We start from the raw sequence: 16,195 nt of genomic DNA, 5'->3' as shown, positions 1-16,195 counted from the left end.
GTTAGGGCAATGATGCTTATTTCTTTTGGCTAGCGGACGTTTCGCGCGCGGTTTTCAGCCGTCGTATCGGCTGTCGCGCCCGCGGCGCTTGCATCCAGCGCCGCCGTTTTATCAGCCGCCGTGCCTTGGGCGCTCCCGGTCCGGACGTCCTGGCGTTGGGGGGTGGGCTGCCTGATGCGCAGCGCGCTGACCAGCGCCGCCGCCGTGGCAAAGCAGCCGGCCAGCACCAGCGCCGCATGGGTGCCGGCGGTGCCGAACAAATTAAACATCAGCGCCACCAGCGCCGCCCCGGAGGTCTGCCCGAACAGCCGGGCGGTGCCCAGCATGCCGCTGGCGCCGCCGCTGCGGTTGCGCGGCGCGGAGGTAATAATCGTATGGTTGTTTGGCGACTGGAATAAGCCGAACCCCGCGCCGCACAGCATCATCCGCCAGATTATCTCGCCGTCTCCAGGCATCGCCGGCAGCCAGGCCAGCGAAAACAGGCCCAGCGCAAACGCGGCCAGGCCGACGGCGCCCAATAGCCCTGAATTCACCCGGCCGATCAGCCGGCCGGCCACCATGGCCAGCAGCATGGTGGCCAACGGCCAGGGGGTGAGCAACAGTCCGGTCGCCACCTCGCTGCGGCCCAACACGCTTTGCAGATAAAACGGCAGGGATACCATGGCCAGCATTTGGGCGCAAAAAGAACAAATCGAGGTGCCCATGGAGAGTGAAAACAGCGGGATACGAAACAAGTCCACCGGCAGCAGCGGCCAGGGCTGGCGCAGCTGGTGCCGCACGAAAAACACCCCCGCCACGGCCGCCAGCGCCAGCTCAATCAGGATCCACTGCCCGCTGAGGCGCTGGGAAAATCCGCCCAGCGCGGAGAGCAGCAGCCCGAAGGTCAGGGCGTTCATCAGGGCGCTGAACCCGTTGAACCGTTGCCCGCTGTTGTTCTGCGCGTTAGCCGGCAGGAACCGGCGGCCGAGATAAAACGCCAGCATGCCGATAGGGACGTTAATGGCGAACAGCCATTGCCAGGAGGCAACGGACAACACCCCGGCGGCCACGGTCGGACCGGCGGCGGTGGATACCGCCACCACCAGCGTATTGATGGCAATCCCCCGTCCCAGCAGACGCGAGGGATAAATAATCCGTATCAGCGCGGTATTGATACTCATCAGCGCCGCGGCGCCGAAGCCCTGCAGCACCCGGGCGCTAATCAGCATCCACAGGTTATCCGACAGGGCGCAGATCAACGACATCAAGGTGAATACCGCCAGTCCGCACTGATAAACCCGTCGGTAGCCGTAAATGTCCCCCAGGGTGGCGAAAGACAGCAGCGTCATTATGATGGACAGCTGGTAGGCATTGATCACCCAAATCGACGTGGCGGGGCTGGCGTGCAGTTCACGCGCAATGGTCGGCAAGGCCACGTTGGCGATGGCGCCGTCCAGGACGGCAAGGCTGATGCTGATGGCAATGGTTAAAATCGCGCCATAACGTTGTGGGGTCGGAATGCCGTCGGCATAATTCTGGGTCATGAAGGCTTAACATACCGTTAAAAGTATTATCCTAGCACCAATTGCCGGGCTTAGAGATCGTCCCATAGCGGGATTAATGTAATAAAACGTTCATCGTTGGTTAAAAACATCCTGTAAAGCCAATGAGCATTGCGTTGAATGTCGGCTTACCTTTATAATAAAAATCATGTTCTACTTTTTTTAAAACAAAACGCTGATCAGGACCTTTATAACAATGGCGATTGCAGATTTAGACAGACAACCCGATTCCGTATCGTCAGTATTAAAGGTATTCGGGATTTTACAAGCCCTGGGCGAAGAGCGGGAAATCGGTATCACCGAACTATCACAGCGGGTGATGATGTCCAAGAGCACCGTTTACCGTTTTCTGCAGACCATGAAGTCGCTGGGTTATGTCTCGCAGGAAGGCGAGTCGGAAAAATATTCCTTAACCCTGAAGCTATTTGAGCTTGGCGCCAAGGCGCTGCAAAATGTCGACCTGATCCGCATAGCCGATATCCAAATGCGGGTATTGTCCAACCTGACCCGTGAAACCATTCACCTGGGTTCGCTGGACGAAGACAGCATCGTTTATATCCATAAAATCGATTCCATGTACAACCTGCGCATGTACTCCCGGGTCGGCCGCCGCAATCCGCTCTACAGTACCGCCATCGGCAAGGTATTGCTGGCCTGGCGCGATCGGGACGAGGCGCGGGAAATCCTTTCCGGCGTGGTGTTCAACCGCAGCACCCGGCGGACCGCACCCGACAGCGCGGCCCTGCTGCCGGAGCTGGATCTGGTGCGCGAGCAGGGTTACGGCGAGGATAACGAAGAACAGGAAGAGGGGCTGCGCTGCATCGCGGTGCCGATCTTCGACCGCTTCGGCGTGGTGATTGCCGGCCTGAGTATTTCGTTCCCGACCATCCGTTTCTCGGAAGAGAATAAAAGCGGTTATGTGAAGATGTTGCATGACGCGGCGCGGAATATCTCCCGGCAAATCGGTTATCAACACTATCCCTTTTAACGGCTGGGTTAAGCTACAGAGAGGCGTCGCCATGTCCCAACCCTTTTCGGAGAACCAGGAACTGGTCTCCGATTTAGTTGCCTGTCAATTGGTTATCAAGCAGATACTTGATGTCATCGATGTCATTGCCCCGGTTGAAGTGCGGGACAAAATGTCGGGCCAGCTGAAGAATATCGATTTTGCCACCCATCCCGCGGGGCAGGATCCGGTTACCCGCCGGGCCATTGAAAAAGCGATCGCGCTGATCGACTTGAAATTCGACCGGGCGGGCCAGCCTTGACCTGAGGCCAGGTGCCCGGGCATATCCTTGGCACCCTATCTTCTTCCATCCATATCATCCGCTTTATAAATCATTATTCTGATAATGAAATCCCTGTGGTTATCGTTTGTTTAAGTTTTGCTGGCTAGAATAATGATATTGCGACGGTACAGGACGCGGGTTTTGAAAAAAAGCACTTCACTATCGATACTGGTCATTTTGCTGCTGTGCCTGATGCTATGGCTATCGGCGCTCAATAGTTTTTGCGATCAGGGCGGTGATTTTTTCAGCGGCATGTGCCTGGTGACCAAATGGATGCCCTGGTAAGCGATGATATCGTTAGCGGACGCCGGATGAGCGGATCGGCGGGCAATTTTATGATGCGGGATACAATGATGGCCCCGGAGTGATAAGATAGCCTCTGGTTTTTCAGTGGCAAGGTCACTTTATGAACGAGTTTGGATTTGATACCGTCAATATCGCCTCGATGGCGATCGCAGTAGTGACGTTTATTGTTTGCCTGGTGGTCTGGTTTTACCTGAACCGCGCCAGCGTCAGGGCAAACGAGCAGATTTCGCTGCTGAACGAATTGCTGGAACAGCAGAAAAAGCAGACCGAATTACTGCTGCGCCTGGGTCAGGGCAATAATCCCGACAGCGACGCCAAGACGTTGCCGACCGGCGAATCCATCATGTTTAAAGATTTTATCGCCGAACGGTAAGCCTCCTAATTGTATGCCATCCTGCCGGGCGCAGCGGTGGCAACCATCGCATAATCAGGTTATTTCCGCATTTTTACCGTTGGATTCAATCCAATGGAAGAATCGAGAGCACGATGACGAAAAAAAATCCTTGGTATGACGCTGCCAAACTTCACCACACTCCGGAAGGTTTTCGTAATATCGAGCCGGGAATAAGAACGCCCGGCGCGTATAAGAAATGGCAGGATGACAGGAAACGGCAGGGACTGCCGAAAGCGCCGCAGGGCGGATATCCGGGGTTTATCGAGCGCTGGTGGCAACCCGCTGATTTCAGCGGCACCGAGGATGCCGTCTGGTGGCTGGGGCATGCCTGCCTGGTGGTGCGCGCGGCGGGGCGCTATATCCTTATCGACCCGGCGCTGGGCAAGCGCGCGTCGCCGTTGCCGTTTATCGGTCCCAAACGCAAAACGCCGGTGGCGGTGGATATTGCCGGTTTGCCGCCGATAGAAATGATCCTGTATTCCCACAACCATTATGACCATTTGGACAAAGGCACCCTGAAAAAGCTGCTCAAGCGTTTTCCGGCGGTCCAGGTCATGGCGCCGCTGGGCATGGGCACTTGGCTACGCAAACGGGGCGTACGTTCGGTGAAGCAGTGCGACTGGTGGGATAGCGTCGATGTCCACGGTATACGGCTGCACAGTGTTCCCGCCCGGCATTGGAGCCAGCGTACCCTGAAAGACCACAACCGCAGCCTCTGGTGCGGATGGGTGGTGGAAACCAGGGACTGGCGTTTTTATTTTTCCGGCGATAGCGGCTACACCTCCGGCCTGGCGGAAATCGGCACGCGGCTTGGGCCGTTTGACATCGCCGCGTTGCCCATTGGCGCCTATGCACCAGAATGGTTCATGGGGGAAAGCCATATGAGCCCCGCGGGCGCGGTAAAAGTCTATCAGCAGTTGCGCTGCCCGCAGGTTATCCCGATTCATTGGGGGGTGTTTGAACTGGCGGATGAAGCGCTGGATGAACCGCCGCTGGAACTGGCCCAGGCCTTATTAACCGCGGGAGTAACGGACCATCGATTCCATCCGCTGAAAATTGGCGGAAAAATAGTGCTGTAGCAACATTATAGCTGTCGGGATATAAAACCCGGCGGCCATAATAATCCTGAAATAGCCGCGACCCCCTGACGGCGGGTGATATCCTCTCTCTGCCGGAGGCGGGTCACCCTTGGCTCAGGTCGCGCGCGTCCGGTTATTTATTTCATTAAAATGACATTAGCCATATAAAGCCTATTAAAGAATTAGCTTGTTTAACTCATCATCTATTAATAATAAACCTGCCCGGGAGGATAAGTTAACCGATTAACCTCGGGACTATCATGGCGATAAATTAACCTTACCGCCCGCTTTACATCAGCGCTTTTAACATTGAGTATACATTTTGCCATCCCTGCGCTGCACAATATTGGGGACCACTCATGGCGCAGCGTCTCTGGCCGGGGCAGTGCGCCACGCGCCGTCCGGCCTGGCCCTCTTTGCCGAACATGGCCGGACGGTAATTTTATTACATGGATAGTCGATTCAGGTATAAGCAAAACTGAAAAAGTGTGAGCCTGGCCTCTTGTTTTCTTTTATAAGTAAATGAATAGTTATTCTTGAATATTGCATTGGACGTTGACAAAGGTTTGCGCTAAGGTTATCGATAAATGGTACAGAATTCATCGCGGTGGCTAACCTCGTAATCTAATGGGCTAAATTTTCAACTATTAGATGCGTGTGCAGCCTGCCTGATGTAACTGAACGATTTAATTATGTGCGACATATCCGGCCCTGATCAAAAATGGCTTGCCATTGATAACAGAGTATGTGATAACGCATTTGGGTAAAACGAGGTACAGTTCTGTATATGAATGGCATTTTCAGTAAAGAAGTTTTGCGTAAAGACGATATCGTTGCATACCGCTTCTCTGCCGATCCTAATCTTAGTGCCTCAAGCAGTAACGACTCCAGTTTGTCTCTGTCTCGCCTAAGGGCGATTTAAACACTCCAAAGGAAATATGCAAGATGGCAAAGATCAAAGGTCAAGTGAAGTGGTTCAACGAGTCTAAAGGTTTTGGTTTTATCACTCCGGCCGATGGTAGCAAAGATGTGTTTGTTCACTTCTCCGCTATTCAGGGTAACGGCTTCAAAACTCTGGCCGAAGGCCAGAACGTAGAATTCGAAATCCAGGATGGCCAGAAAGGCCCTTCAGCAGTTAACGTAACTGCTCTGTAATCCATGCCGCTTCGGCGGCAATCAGTCAATTGGCTGATGGATAACATGTAATTCCCCCTGCCGGTGCCGTACTGGCAGGGTGTTTAACGCGCGCCCCGCCGGCCATATCGTCTGCTTATCCCACCCTGCATATCCTCAATCCTTGCCCATCATGTCGTTTACCACGGCGCACGCCGCTTCATAAAACGTGAGACGGTATCCCGCGTCAGGGTAAAATGACCAACCCGGCGTGCTGGTTGCGGCCGCTGATGGTCGGATAGGTGGGGTCGACCGCCCGCTGAAGGCTGTTGCGGCGAAAACTGGTATAAGCGAACGCCGGGCCCGCCGGCGTAGCGCCGTCGCCGGCGGCGTTAACCGCGCCTGCTGTGCCGCTCAATGTACATATCGTGCAATGACCGATATCGTCCACCGCCGGGAAACCCGCCGCGTTGAGCTTAAAGCGGGCGATAGCGGCTAAATCCAGGCGCCGGTGCGCCGGGGTGACGATAGTCGCCGGTATCATCGGCAGGCCCTGTAAAAAATTCTCCACCAGGCTTTCGCTGACTTCATAACAGCAGGGACCGGCCGCCGGGCCGATAGCCGCCACCCAGTTCGCCGGGTCATCATCTTTTGACAACATTCCGGCAAATTCCTCGATGATACCCGCCAGCAGGCCGCGCCAGCCGGCATGGAGCGCGCCGATGCGTTTGCCGTCGCGCCGGGCGAACAGCAGGGGCAGGCAATCAGCGGTCAGCACGCTCAGCAGCAGTCCGGGGGTGGCGGTCAATACGCCGTCCGCCTGGCCGCACTGCTCGGCCGGCATGCTAACCGGACGGATATGGGTGCCGTGCACCTGTTTTTTGATCGCCAGGGTATCTTGCCAGGGCCGCAACGTCTCCGGCATCAGCTGGGACTTGTCGCCAAATCCATGTCTTACGCCCGCGATGGCGTTAATCAGGGGGGAGGAAGCTGTCATAATGGCCTGCGATAGTTTTTGGCGGTAAACGGGGTAAGACCTTAGATTATCTTAATTTTACCCTTTCCAGCCGCCCATGATTGTAACAAAGGAACAATACGGGGCGATAAACGGAAAAATTTGCGCTTTGTTGCAAAAAAGTAAGCCTTGTAGCACTGTTTTTAAGCTATTGATCCGGCGGATCGGTTTTAATGCCTCTTATAAGAAAAACAGCCGTAAGAGAGCAGTGTGAAAACAAGTCCTGGTCAGGGTAAGCAGAATTTCATCCAATGGCGCTTTGGCCTGATGTGCATCGGTATTTCGGCCATCCTGGCGGTGCTGCTGATTCGCATCGGCTGGCTACAGGTGATCAAGCCGGACAACCTGGTGGCCCAGGAAAATATGCGTTCGCTGCGGGTAGAGCAGACGCCGATCTCGCGCGGCATGATAGCCGACCGCAACGGCCAGCCGCTGGCGGTGAGCGTGCCGGTTGACGCCATCTGGGCCGACCCCGACGAAGTGGCGCAAAAGGGCGGGGTGGTTGACTCTTCCCGCTGGCAGGCGCTGGCGCAGACGGTTAACCTGCCGTTCAACGAATTGTCCGCCAGGATAAATCACGATCCCCATATGCGCTTTATCTACCTGGCGCGCCAGGTAGAGCCAAACGTCGCCGACTATATTAAGCAGTTGAAGCTGCCCGGCATCTATTTCAAGGAAGAGTCCAGGCGCTTTTATCCGGCCGGGGAAACGGCGGCCAATCTGGTGGGATTTACCAATATCGACGATCAGGGCATCGAGGGCATTGAAAAAAGTTTTAATCATCTGCTGACCGGTGTGGCGGGGCGGCGGGTGGTGCGCAAGGACCGTTTCGGCCGCGTGGTGGAAACCCTCTCGTCCACCGATAGTTCGCCGGCGCATAACGTGGCGCTGAGCATCGACCTGCGGCTGCAGCGTGAAACCGAGGAGGCGTTAAGCAACGCGGTAGCCTTTAACAAGGCGGATTCCGGCGCCTCGGTACTGGTGGATGTCAATACCGGCGAGATCCTGGCGATGGCCAGTTATCCCACCTTTAATCCCAATAACCGCGCCGGGGCAAACGAGGACGACTTTCGCAATCGCGCCATCAGCGATATTTTCGAGCCAGGCTCCACGGTAAAACCGATGGTGGTGATGACGGCGCTTAAACAGGGCATCGTCAGGCCGGACACACTGCTCGATACCCATCCTTATACCATCGACGGCCACCTGATCCGCGACGTGGCGTTCTATCCGCAGTTAACCCTGACCGGCATCCTGCAAAAATCCAGCGATGTCGGGGTCTCGCGCATGGCGTTGGCGATGCCGGTTACCGCCTTGCTTAATACCTATCGTGGGTTTGGCCTGGGCCAGCCCACCGATCTCGGCCTGACCGGAGAAAGCCCCGGACTGATGCCCCATCGACAGCGCTGGGGCGAGCTGGATCGGGCGACCTTCTCCTTCGGTTATGGACTGATGGTCACGCCGGTACAGCTGGCGCGGGTCTATGCCACCATCGCCAGCGACGGCATTTACCGGCCGCTGTCGATTACCCGCATCGATCCGCCGGTAGTCGGCCAGCGTATTATGGAGGCGGCGCTGGTGCATGAAGTCAAACATATGATGGAAAGCGTCGCCCTGCCCGGCGGCGGCGGTATCAAGGCGGCCGTCAGGGGCTACCGGGTGGCGGTGAAAACCGGCACCGCCAAAAAAATCGGTCCGGACGGTCATTATATTGACAAATATATCGCCTATACCGCCGGGATCGCGCCGGCCAGCCGGCCGCGTTTTGCGCTGGTGGTGGTTATCAATAATCCCCAGGCGGGGAAATACTATGGCGGCGCGGTCTCGGCGCCGGTATTCAGCACTATCATGTCCGAAGTGCTGCGCATCATGAATGTCGAGCCAGACGCCCTGCCTGTCGATGCCAGCCGCTTGGTTACCGCGGCCAAAGCGGGCGCCGGCGCTTCCTGACACCGGGCGATGACGCTGCCGCTTACAGGCGCCGGCGCCTCATGACGCATGACGTCGCCGTTGCCGTAACGGGCACTGGCGCCTCGCGGCCCATGACATTGCCGCTGCCGCAACGGACGGTTTTGCGGTAATATACCCCCTTGTTTTTGGTCAAGCCCGGAACCGGTTATGTCCTGTTATCAATGCCCTTTGTGCCATTTGCCGCTCGCGCGCACCGACAACTATTGGTCCTGCGCGCAGCGGCACCGTTATGACTGCGCCCGGGAGGGATATGTCAATTTGCTGCCGGTGCAGTTCAAGCGCAGCAAGGTCCCGGGTGATAACCAGGAGATGATGCGGTCGCGGCGCGCGTTCCTGGATGCCGGCTATTACCAGCCGATGCGCGATCGGGTAATGTCGCTGGTAAACGAACTGCTGCCGGACCCGCCCGCCGACTGGCTGGATATTGGCTGCGGGGAGGGGTACTACACCGAGCGGCTTGCGGCGACGCTGGCGCAACGTCCGGCGGGCGGGCGGGTCTATGGGCTGGATATCGCCAAAACGGCGGTGCGCCTGGCGGCGAAGCGTTATCCCCAGGTGCGGTTTTGCGTAGCGTCCAGCCAGCGCCTGCCGTTCACCGGGGCCTCGCTGGGCGGTATCTTACGCATCTACGCCCCCTGCAATCCCGAGGAAATGTACCGGACCCTGCAGCCCGGCGGGCTGGTGGTCACGGTGGCGCCCGGTCCACGGCATCTTTACCAGCTTAAGGCCGGTATCTATCCGCAGGTGGCGCTCCATCCGCTCAAGGATGAACATTTCGCCGGTTTTACCCCGCTGGCGACGCACCGCCTGGGTTATAGCATGGACATGACCGGCGAGGCCGCGGGCGCGCTGTTGCAAATGACGCCGTTTGCCTGGCGCGCCACGCCTGAGGTTACGACCAGCCTAACCAGCCTGGCGCGGTTTACCTGCGAAACCGATTTTATCATCCGCGCCTGGCGGCGTGAGCCTTGAGTCTACAGGCCGGGCAGGACGGCCCGGCCGAAATGGGAATATAAAATATTGCAGCCGATGCCTATCAGGATGGCGCCGCCGATAATTTCCGCTTTTTTACCGAGCAGCGGGCCGATAAAGCGCCCCAGCAGCATGCCCATGGTGGTCATGATCATCGTGGCCATGCCGATAATCATCGCGGTATGCAGGATATTGACCTCCAGGAAGGCCAGGCCGACGCCGACCGCCATGGCATCCAGGCTGGTGGCGATGGCGGTGGCCACCAGCACCCTGAGGCTATGCTGTCCCGGGCGCGGGACGCTGTCCGCTTGCTGGCGCAAACCGCCGATGACCATGCGCGCGCCCAGGCAGCCCAGCAGGGTAAACGCGACCCAGTGATCCCACTCGAGGAGATACTGGCTGGCCATCAAACCCAGCGACCAGCCAATCAGCGGCGTAACGGCTTCGATGCCGCCAAAGATGAGTCCGGTGCGCAATGCTTCGCGAAAAAGCGGTTTATGCAAGGTGGCGCCTTTGCCGATAGAGGCGGCAAACGCATCCATGGACATGCCGAACGCCAGGATCAGGGTTGCGGAAAGGTTCATTATTGTAACGCCTCGGCTGGGAGCCAATATACACGCTTCCCCATCATCCCAACCCTACGATGGTTCGTCGTGTCTATAGTCTCGCCGACCTTCCTGGTCGCCCGCACCACGTTCAAGCCGGATTAGCAGCTTATAACGAGTATGTTGATACGGGCATTTCCGCTTTATCGGGCGAAAACCGGCTACTCCCTAATGACCGAAAAACCATAACATAGTATTTTGCCGTATAACAACCACAAAAATGAAATAACCTTTTTAAATGCAAATGATTGTCGTTTACTAATTTAAACATAAATATTAGGGTTATTTAAAAACATAAATAGTAAGGTTAAAATACTAACATAAATAATAACGATGACCCACTGGTTAATAATAACCTTATATTATAGGTTGTTATTATGTTAATTATTTTCAAGGAATTGGTTATAAATCCTTTGCAAATCATCAAGATGCTGGACCTGTATCAACAGTCGTCTTTTCTCCAGATCAATGACCAGGTAGCCATCCTCGGATAAATTCATATTTTTTATCCGGTCATATTTGATAAAAACATTGGCATAAAAAAAGCCGTCGGCTTTGAAAATAAATTTTGGCCGCCGGATATAGGCCAAATATAGCGCCATGAATGCCAATATTAATAATAAAGTGGTGGTAAAGACAGTACCGTTATTAGTGATATTTTGGTAAACCAAAATCAGCACCAGGCCGATAAAAATCAGGCCGTCGATACGGCTCTGGCGTTTTAAGCCGATTTTTAGCCGGGTCTTGCCCTTGAGCGCGCCGTCGACAATAAACTCATCATAAATGGCAAACGCCAATGACAGCGTGATGATAACCAGCAGGCCGATATCGGTAACAGACATCCCTGACTCCTTCCTTAAAAAATAAAAAACCGGGGGAAGGGCCCCCGGTTGCGGATTGCTCCGTTTAGTCCATGGCTGTTACAGGCCCAGCAGGCCAATCCAGTAACCGAAGATACCGATGGCGAAGAAGCCGACGATAATCCACAGGGCGTTCACCTTGCGCCGCAGCAGCCACATGCACCCGAAGGTCAGCAGCAGAGGCACCAGGCCCGGCATCAGCTGGTTCAGGATGGTTTGCACGGTGGTTACCGTGGTCTGGCCGTCCGGACCGGTAATGCGCGACACCACCATCGGGATATTCACATGGGTCCACTTGTTAACCAGCGCCCCCATCACGAACAACCCCAGGATCGAGGCGCCCTCCGTCAGTTTCTGCAGGAAGCCGCCGCCCATGTCGTTAACGATATCGACGCCCTTTTTGTAGCCATAGGCCACGCCGTAATAGCGGGTTGCCAGACGCACGGCGTTAAACAGGATAAAGAACAGCAGCGGACCGAGCAGACTGCCGCTCATGGCAATCCCCGCGCCCAACGCGGCGAACACCGGACGTACGGTACCCCAGAAAATCGGGTCGCCCACGCCGGCCAGCGGTCCCATCAGGCCGACTTTCAGGCCGTTGATGGCCGCATCGTCAATGGGGGCGCCGTTGGCGCGCTGCTCTTCCATCGCCATGGTGACGCCTAATACCGGCGCGGCCACGTACGGATGGGTATTGAAGAATTCCAGATGACGCCTGATCGCCTGTTTGCGATCTTCATTGTTCTCCGGATACAGGCGACGGATCACCGGGACCATCGAGAAACAAAAGCCCAGCGCCTGCATACGTTCAAAATTCCATGATCCCTGGAAAAGGTTCGAGCGAATAAAGACAGCACGCACGTCGCCGGGGGTCAGTTTCTTTGGACCAGTAGTTATATCGACCATTTCGCTCACCTATTAATCAAGTTCATTATCAAGATCGTTAACGCCCCTGGCGGCGCCGCCATTTCCACCGTTGGTCTGGTTGTATTTCGGACTCAACTGGATATAAAGGACTGCCATGACCACGCCAATCACACCCAGCGACACCAGGTTGAAATTGGTGAAGGCCGCGGTAACGAAACCCAGATAGAAAAAGGGCATCAGGTAGCCGGCGCGCATCATGTTGATGACCATCGCGTAACCTACCACCACGATCATGCCGCCGGCGATATTCAGGCCGTTGGTCACGACTTCCGGGATGGAGCTGAGCATGGCATGGACGGCATCGGTACCGACGGAAACGCCGACGATAACCGCCGGAATGGCGATACGCATGGCCTGCAACAGCAAAGCGCCGACGTGGATCCAGCTCAGCGCGCTGAGATTGCCGTTTTCGGCGGCTTTGTCGGCGGCATGCTGGAAGGCCACGGTAATGGTACGAACGATAATGGTCAGCACCTGGCCGGCGGCGGCCAGCGGGATAGCCAGCGCGATGCCGGCGCCCACGCTTTGATTACCGGCGATAACCAGGATGGTGGAGATGATGGACGCCAACGCGGCATCCGGCGCGACGGCGGCACCGATGTTCATCCAGCCCAGGGCAATCATCTCCAGCGTACCGCCGATGATAATGCCGGTCTTCATGTCACCGAGCACCAGGCCGATTAACGTACAGGCCACCAGCGGACGGTGGAACTGAAACTCATCAAGTATTGAACCCATACCTGCAATACAGGCCACGATAAATATCAGCACAATTTGAAGCGTGGTGATCTCCATTGTACTTCTCCTCTGACAAACGTAAGAGAGCGGTAAATCTTTTTTTCAGTAAATTTATACGCTCTTAGGTGTTAAATTTTCCGGCGGATTTACTTACCGAGTTTGTTTATTAAATCCATCATCTTCAGCGGTGAGTCGGACGAGACCTTGCGGACTTCCAGCTCAATGCCCCTGTCATTCAATTTACGGAACGCGGCGATATCATTCTCATCCACCGAAACCGCATTATTCACCTGGATTTTCCCCTGGCGGAATGCGATGCCGCCGATGTTGACCGACGTGATTTTGACGCCGCCTTCCACTACGCGCACTACGTCGGTAGGGTTGGTAAACAACAGCATCACACGATCCTTGGCATAAGCCGGGTTATCGTAAACACGGATCGCCTTGGCCACGTCCACCACATGGGCGGTGACGCCCGGAGGAGCAACCTGGGTTAACAACGTTTTGCGCACGGTATCGGCGGCGACTTCATCGCTGACCACGATAATACGCTTAACATTGGTTTCCTTGGTCCAGCGGGTTGCCACCTGACCATGGATCAGGCGGTCATCGATACGCGCCAGGCCGATGGTCATATGACCGCCGGCATTGGGATGCGGCTTGGCGGCGGGGGCCGCGGCGGCAACTGGCGCGGCGGCGGCCGTGGCCGTCTCCGGTTCAGGCGCTTTCAATGCCTTGACGCCGGCGCGTCCGGTTTCCACGGCGATGTTGACCAGGTCGGCAAACTCCCGGTTGTCGTCACGCGCCATAAAGGTTTCCGCCAGCATGGGGATATTGACGCCGGTAACGACTTCGTACTTCTCCTTATCGACCACAATACGGCTGGCGGCGTTAAACGGGCTGCCACCCCAGGTATCAACCAGAAATAACACGCCTTCCTGGGTATCAAGTTGCGCTATGCGCGCGGTATATTTTTCAATCAGTGTTTCAGCATTTTCCCCGGGAACAAAATCTATCCAGGCAACGTTTTGTTGTTCGCCCAATATCATTTCGGCCGTTTTAAGCAACTGCTCGGCCGCTGACCCGTGAGTGCCAATTATGATAGCAATACTCACTGATACCTCCTCTGTTAACAAATTAGGTTAAGCAGCAACACCACCCGGCGCGTCTGGAGCCGAAAGCACTGGTGGTATAACGTCTTAGCCAGGGTATTTTTTTTCGCCACCCTGTTTGATGCCCGCTGTGTGTGTTGAAACGATTCACATGAACATGTGAATCAATAGCGGTTAAACGCGATTTATTTTAGTGTGTAAAAAAATAAAAATTGTGACGGCGCTCAGCTATTTGTGTATGGGGAAACCAATGAGCACACAAATCAGTGTAGAAGACACTAATGACGGCTGGCAGACGAAAAAAGTTTTATACGTCCGCGGCTTTACCTGATAGAGTAATTTGTCTTAACCGATCGAGGAGCGATGGGCCGCAGCCCCCCCTATGGACTGTCACCGAAAAAATTTCACCCCTGATTTGTGGTTTTCATCTTTACCTGCCCAGGCCCCGCCGGCGCTTTGTGCCAGCATCGGGTTACGCTATCCCGCACCGCCGGGAATCCAATCTGTTATCCCCATGTCTTCCATGTGGCGTTGCGCCGCCCGCCTGACGGTCTTTCCGGCCGTGGTTCAGCAGGCCTGCGCGTTGGATACCCGTATATCGCTATGCTGTTTTAATGGGGTTTCGCCCTGGAGCAAAAGATGGAATTCTTAATGGATCCGACCCTGTGGGTGGGTCTGCTGACGTTGATATTGCTGGAAATAGTACTGGGTATCGATAACCTTGTATTTATCGCCATCCTGGCCGAAAAGGTCGCGCCGAAAAAGCGGGACAAGGCGCGGGTGATCGGCCTGGCATTGGCGTTGCTGATGCGTTTGGGGCTGTTGTCGTTAATCTCCTGGATGGTTACGCTGACCAAGCCGCTGCTGACCGTTGGCATGTTCAGTTTTTCCGGGCGGGATCTGATCCTGCTGCTGGGGGGGCTGTTTTTACTGTTCAAGGCCACCACGGAACTGCATGAGCGGCTGGAAAACCAGGAGCCTCAGCATGACGCCAACCGTGGTTACGCCAGTTTCTGGGCGGTAGTGGTGCAGATTGTTATCCTGGACGCGGTATTTTCCCTGGATGCGGTGATTACCGCGGTCGGCATGGTAAATAACCTGCCGGTAATGATGACCGCCGTGGTTATCGCCATGGGCATTATGCTGCTGGCGTCTAAATCGCTCACGCGCTTTGTCAATGCCCATCCCACCGTGGTGGTGCTCTGCCTGAGCTTTTTGCTGATGATTGGCCTGAGCCTGATAGCCGAGGGATTTGGCTTCCATATTCCCAAGGGTTACCTGTACGCGGCCATCGGCTTCTCGGTGCTGATCGAGCTGTTCAACCAGATCGCCCGGCGTAATTTCCTCAAAAACCAGTCGCGCGGGCCGATGCGCCAGCGTACCGCCGAAGCTATTTTGCGGTTAATGGGCGGGCAGAGGCTGCGCGAGGAAGGAGAGTCGGAAACGCCGGATGTGCCCAAGGCGCAGTTTGCCGATGAGGAGCGTTATATGATTACCGGCGTTCTGTCGCTGGCGTCGCGCTCCCTGCGCAGCGTTATGACGCCGCGTAATGAAATTTCCTGGGTGGACTGCCGTCGTCCGGTGGCGGAGCTGCGCGCTGCGCTGCTGGCCACGCCGCACAGTATGTTCCCGGTGTGCGACGGCGAACTGGATCAACTGGTGGGCGTGGCCCGCGCCAAGGATGTGATGGTGGCGTTGGATAACGGCGAGGATGTGCAGGCGTACGCCGCGCAGAATCCGGCCATCGTGGTGCCGGAAACGCTGGATGTGCTTAACCTGCTGGGGGTATTGCGGCGGGCAAAGGGCAGCTTGGTGGTGGTGTCGAATGAGTTTGGCGTGATCCAGGGATTGGTGACGCCGCTGGATGTGCTGGAAGCCATTGCCGGCGAGTTCCCGGACGAGGACGAAACGCCGGATATCGTAGCCGAGGATAACGCGTGGCTGGCCAAGGGCGGTACTGATTTGCACGCGCTGCAGCAGGCGCTGGACAGCCATGAATTAACCCGGGGCCATGAGAATGCCGCCTCCCTGGCGGGGTTGCTGCTGGCCGAGCGGGATCAACTGCCGGTGGTGGGCGAGGTTATCGAGCTGGGCCAGTGGCGGTTTACCATTTTGCAGATGCTGGAATACCGTATCGAGCTGGTGCGTATTGAGCGGATCGCGCCGCCGGCGGATGATGGAGAAGAATAGAGGGTTCTTTTTAACACGGCCCATGCGGGTTCGGTGGTTACGTGCCTACCGCGCCATTGGGCACTCTGGCGGCCAGAAACACC

General features: G+C 56.1%; 17 protein-coding genes and 1 riboswitch. Of the genes, 10 read left to right on the top strand and 7 right to left on the bottom strand.

The annotated features are described in order from the left end of the window. Nucleotides 1-29: 29 nt before the first annotated feature. The gene (locus GRH90_RS07060; protein WP_162365236.1) at nucleotides 30-1,523 is read right to left on the bottom strand and encodes an MFS transporter; all 1,494 of its coding nucleotides are present in this window, start codon (nucleotides 1,521-1,523) and stop codon (nucleotides 30-32) included. A gap of 214 nt (nucleotides 1,524-1,737) precedes the next feature. Here GRH90_RS07060 and kdgR point away from each other — a divergent pair, with 214 nt between their 5' ends. From kdgR to cspE, 7 genes are all read left to right on the top strand, one after another. Continuing rightward, the gene (kdgR, locus tag GRH90_RS07055) at nucleotides 1,738-2,529 is read left to right on the top strand and encodes a DNA-binding transcriptional regulator KdgR (RefSeq protein WP_162365235.1); all 792 of its coding nucleotides are present in this window, start codon (nucleotides 1,738-1,740) and stop codon (nucleotides 2,527-2,529) included. A 31-nt stretch (nucleotides 2,530-2,560) separates the two neighbouring features. Beyond that, a complete protein-coding gene (locus tag GRH90_RS07050; protein WP_162365234.1) occupies nucleotides 2,561-2,809 on the top strand; it encodes a DUF2766 family protein in 249 nt (82 codons plus the stop codon). A gap of 162 nt (nucleotides 2,810-2,971) precedes the next feature. Beyond that, nucleotides 2,972-3,115, top strand: a complete 144-nt coding sequence (gene mgrB / locus GRH90_RS07045; RefSeq protein WP_246235920.1) for a PhoP/PhoQ regulatory lipoprotein MgrB — start codon at nucleotides 2,972-2,974, stop codon at nucleotides 3,113-3,115. A gap of 121 nt (nucleotides 3,116-3,236) precedes the next feature. Next, nucleotides 3,237-3,509 (top strand): YebO family protein, encoded by a 273-nt coding sequence (locus GRH90_RS07040; protein WP_162365232.1) that lies wholly within the window; start codon nucleotides 3,237-3,239, stop codon nucleotides 3,507-3,509. 113 nt (nucleotides 3,510-3,622) lie between these two features. Then, the gene (locus GRH90_RS07035) at nucleotides 3,623-4,609 is read left to right on the top strand and encodes an MBL fold metallo-hydrolase (RefSeq protein ID WP_162365231.1); all 987 of its coding nucleotides are present in this window, start codon (nucleotides 3,623-3,625) and stop codon (nucleotides 4,607-4,609) included. Between the two features lie 787 nt (nucleotides 4,610-5,396). Next, complete coding sequence (locus GRH90_RS07030; RefSeq protein WP_132921323.1) at nucleotides 5,397-5,531, top strand: DUF2627 domain-containing protein; 135 nt, start codon at nucleotides 5,397-5,399, stop codon at nucleotides 5,529-5,531. Nucleotides 5,532-5,554: 23 nt separating this feature from the next. Next, a complete protein-coding gene (gene cspE, locus GRH90_RS07025) occupies nucleotides 5,555-5,764 on the top strand; it encodes a transcription antiterminator/RNA stability regulator CspE (protein WP_005968829.1) in 210 nt (69 codons plus the stop codon). A gap of 205 nt (nucleotides 5,765-5,969) precedes the next feature. On the opposite strand, the gene GRH90_RS07020 is transcribed toward cspE, so the two are convergent. Beyond that, nucleotides 5,970-6,719 carry a purine nucleoside phosphorylase YfiH/LACC1 family protein gene (locus GRH90_RS07020; protein ID WP_162365230.1) on the bottom strand — a complete coding sequence of 250 codons (750 nt, stop codon included), beginning with the start codon at nucleotides 6,717-6,719 and terminating at the stop codon, nucleotides 5,970-5,972. A 285-nt stretch (nucleotides 6,720-7,004) separates the two neighbouring features. Between GRH90_RS07020 and GRH90_RS07015 the strand changes: the two genes are divergently transcribed. Together GRH90_RS07015 and rlmA are read left to right on the top strand one after the other, a co-directional pair. Further along, nucleotides 7,005-8,687 carry a penicillin-binding transpeptidase domain-containing protein gene (locus GRH90_RS07015; RefSeq protein WP_162365390.1) on the top strand — a complete coding sequence of 561 codons (1,683 nt, stop codon included), beginning with the start codon at nucleotides 7,005-7,007 and terminating at the stop codon, nucleotides 8,685-8,687. A 168-nt stretch (nucleotides 8,688-8,855) separates the two neighbouring features. Beyond that, on the top strand, nucleotides 8,856-9,680 hold the full coding sequence (gene rlmA / locus GRH90_RS07010; RefSeq protein ID WP_162365229.1) for a 23S rRNA (guanine(745)-N(1))-methyltransferase: 825 nt from the start codon (nucleotides 8,856-8,858) through the stop codon (nucleotides 9,678-9,680). A gap of 2 nt (nucleotides 9,681-9,682) precedes the next feature. Here rlmA and mntP read toward each other — a convergent pair whose 3' ends face one another. The 5 genes from mntP to manX form a co-directional block, all read right to left on the bottom strand. Next, nucleotides 9,683-10,264 (bottom strand): manganese efflux pump MntP, encoded by a 582-nt coding sequence (gene mntP, locus GRH90_RS07005; RefSeq protein ID WP_162365228.1) that lies wholly within the window; start codon nucleotides 10,262-10,264, stop codon nucleotides 9,683-9,685. A gap of 6 nt (nucleotides 10,265-10,270) precedes the next feature. Further along, nucleotides 10,271-10,467, bottom strand: a riboswitch (yybP-ykoY riboswitch). Between the two features lie 198 nt (nucleotides 10,468-10,665). Further along, nucleotides 10,666-11,127: a DUF986 family protein gene (locus GRH90_RS07000; RefSeq protein ID WP_162365227.1), complete on the bottom strand. Its 462-nt coding sequence runs from the start codon at nucleotides 11,125-11,127 to the stop codon at nucleotides 10,666-10,668. A gap of 78 nt (nucleotides 11,128-11,205) precedes the next feature. Beyond that, the gene (locus GRH90_RS06995) at nucleotides 11,206-12,051 is read right to left on the bottom strand and encodes a PTS mannose transporter subunit IID (protein ID WP_162365226.1); all 846 of its coding nucleotides are present in this window, start codon (nucleotides 12,049-12,051) and stop codon (nucleotides 11,206-11,208) included. A 12-nt stretch (nucleotides 12,052-12,063) separates the two neighbouring features. Next, nucleotides 12,064-12,867 (bottom strand): PTS mannose/fructose/sorbose transporter subunit IIC, encoded by an 804-nt coding sequence (locus tag GRH90_RS06990; RefSeq protein WP_162365225.1) that lies wholly within the window; start codon nucleotides 12,865-12,867, stop codon nucleotides 12,064-12,066. Nucleotides 12,868-12,956: 89 nt separating this feature from the next. Then, on the bottom strand, nucleotides 12,957-13,925 hold the full coding sequence (gene manX / locus GRH90_RS06985) for a PTS mannose transporter subunit IIAB (RefSeq protein WP_162365224.1): 969 nt from the start codon (nucleotides 13,923-13,925) through the stop codon (nucleotides 12,957-12,959). A 636-nt stretch (nucleotides 13,926-14,561) separates the two neighbouring features. Between manX and GRH90_RS06980 the strand changes: the two genes are divergently transcribed. Then, nucleotides 14,562-16,112 (top strand): TerC family protein, encoded by a 1,551-nt coding sequence (locus GRH90_RS06980; protein ID WP_162365223.1) that lies wholly within the window; start codon nucleotides 14,562-14,564, stop codon nucleotides 16,110-16,112. The last annotated feature ends 83 nt before the right edge of the window (nucleotides 16,113-16,195 follow it).

Source organism: Acerihabitans arboris, from assembly GCF_010131535.1.
Taxonomy (GTDB): Bacteria; Pseudomonadota; Gammaproteobacteria; order Enterobacterales; family Enterobacteriaceae; genus Acerihabitans; species Acerihabitans arboris.
Note: the sequence above shows the minus strand (reverse complement) of the source record. Positions and strands in the feature narration are given on the sequence as shown.

Bases quoted from the DNA above. Each gene is read 5' to 3' on its own strand.
- GRH90_RS07060 (WP_162365236.1), bottom strand. From the start codon at position 1,523: ATGACCCAGAATTATGCCGACGGCATTCCGACCCCACAACGTTATGGC.
- kdgR (WP_162365235.1), top strand. From the start codon at position 1,738: ATGGCGATTGCAGATTTAGACAGACAACCCGATTCCGTATCGTCAGTA.
- GRH90_RS07050 (WP_162365234.1), top strand. From the start codon at position 2,561: ATGTCCCAACCCTTTTCGGAGAACCAGGAACTGGTCTCCGATTTAGTT.
- GRH90_RS07040 (WP_162365232.1), top strand. From the start codon at position 3,237: ATGAACGAGTTTGGATTTGATACCGTCAATATCGCCTCGATGGCGATC.
- GRH90_RS07035 (WP_162365231.1), top strand. From the start codon at position 3,623: ATGACGAAAAAAAATCCTTGGTATGACGCTGCCAAACTTCACCACACT.
- GRH90_RS07030 (WP_132921323.1), top strand. From the start codon at position 5,397: ATGAATGGCATTTTCAGTAAAGAAGTTTTGCGTAAAGACGATATCGTT.
- cspE (WP_005968829.1), top strand. From the start codon at position 5,555: ATGGCAAAGATCAAAGGTCAAGTGAAGTGGTTCAACGAGTCTAAAGGT.
- GRH90_RS07020 (WP_162365230.1), bottom strand. From the start codon at position 6,719: ATGACAGCTTCCTCCCCCCTGATTAACGCCATCGCGGGCGTAAGACAT.
- GRH90_RS07015 (WP_162365390.1), top strand. From the start codon at position 7,005: ATGTGCATCGGTATTTCGGCCATCCTGGCGGTGCTGCTGATTCGCATC.
- rlmA (WP_162365229.1), top strand. From the start codon at position 8,856: ATGTCCTGTTATCAATGCCCTTTGTGCCATTTGCCGCTCGCGCGCACC.
- mntP (WP_162365228.1), bottom strand. From the start codon at position 10,264: ATGAACCTTTCCGCAACCCTGATCCTGGCGTTCGGCATGTCCATGGAT.
- GRH90_RS07000 (WP_162365227.1), bottom strand. From the start codon at position 11,127: ATGTCTGTTACCGATATCGGCCTGCTGGTTATCATCACGCTGTCATTG.
- GRH90_RS06995 (WP_162365226.1), bottom strand. From the start codon at position 12,051: ATGGTCGATATAACTACTGGTCCAAAGAAACTGACCCCCGGCGACGTG.
- GRH90_RS06990 (WP_162365225.1), bottom strand. From the start codon at position 12,867: ATGGAGATCACCACGCTTCAAATTGTGCTGATATTTATCGTGGCCTGT.
- GRH90_RS06980 (WP_162365223.1), top strand. From the start codon at position 14,562: ATGGAATTCTTAATGGATCCGACCCTGTGGGTGGGTCTGCTGACGTTG.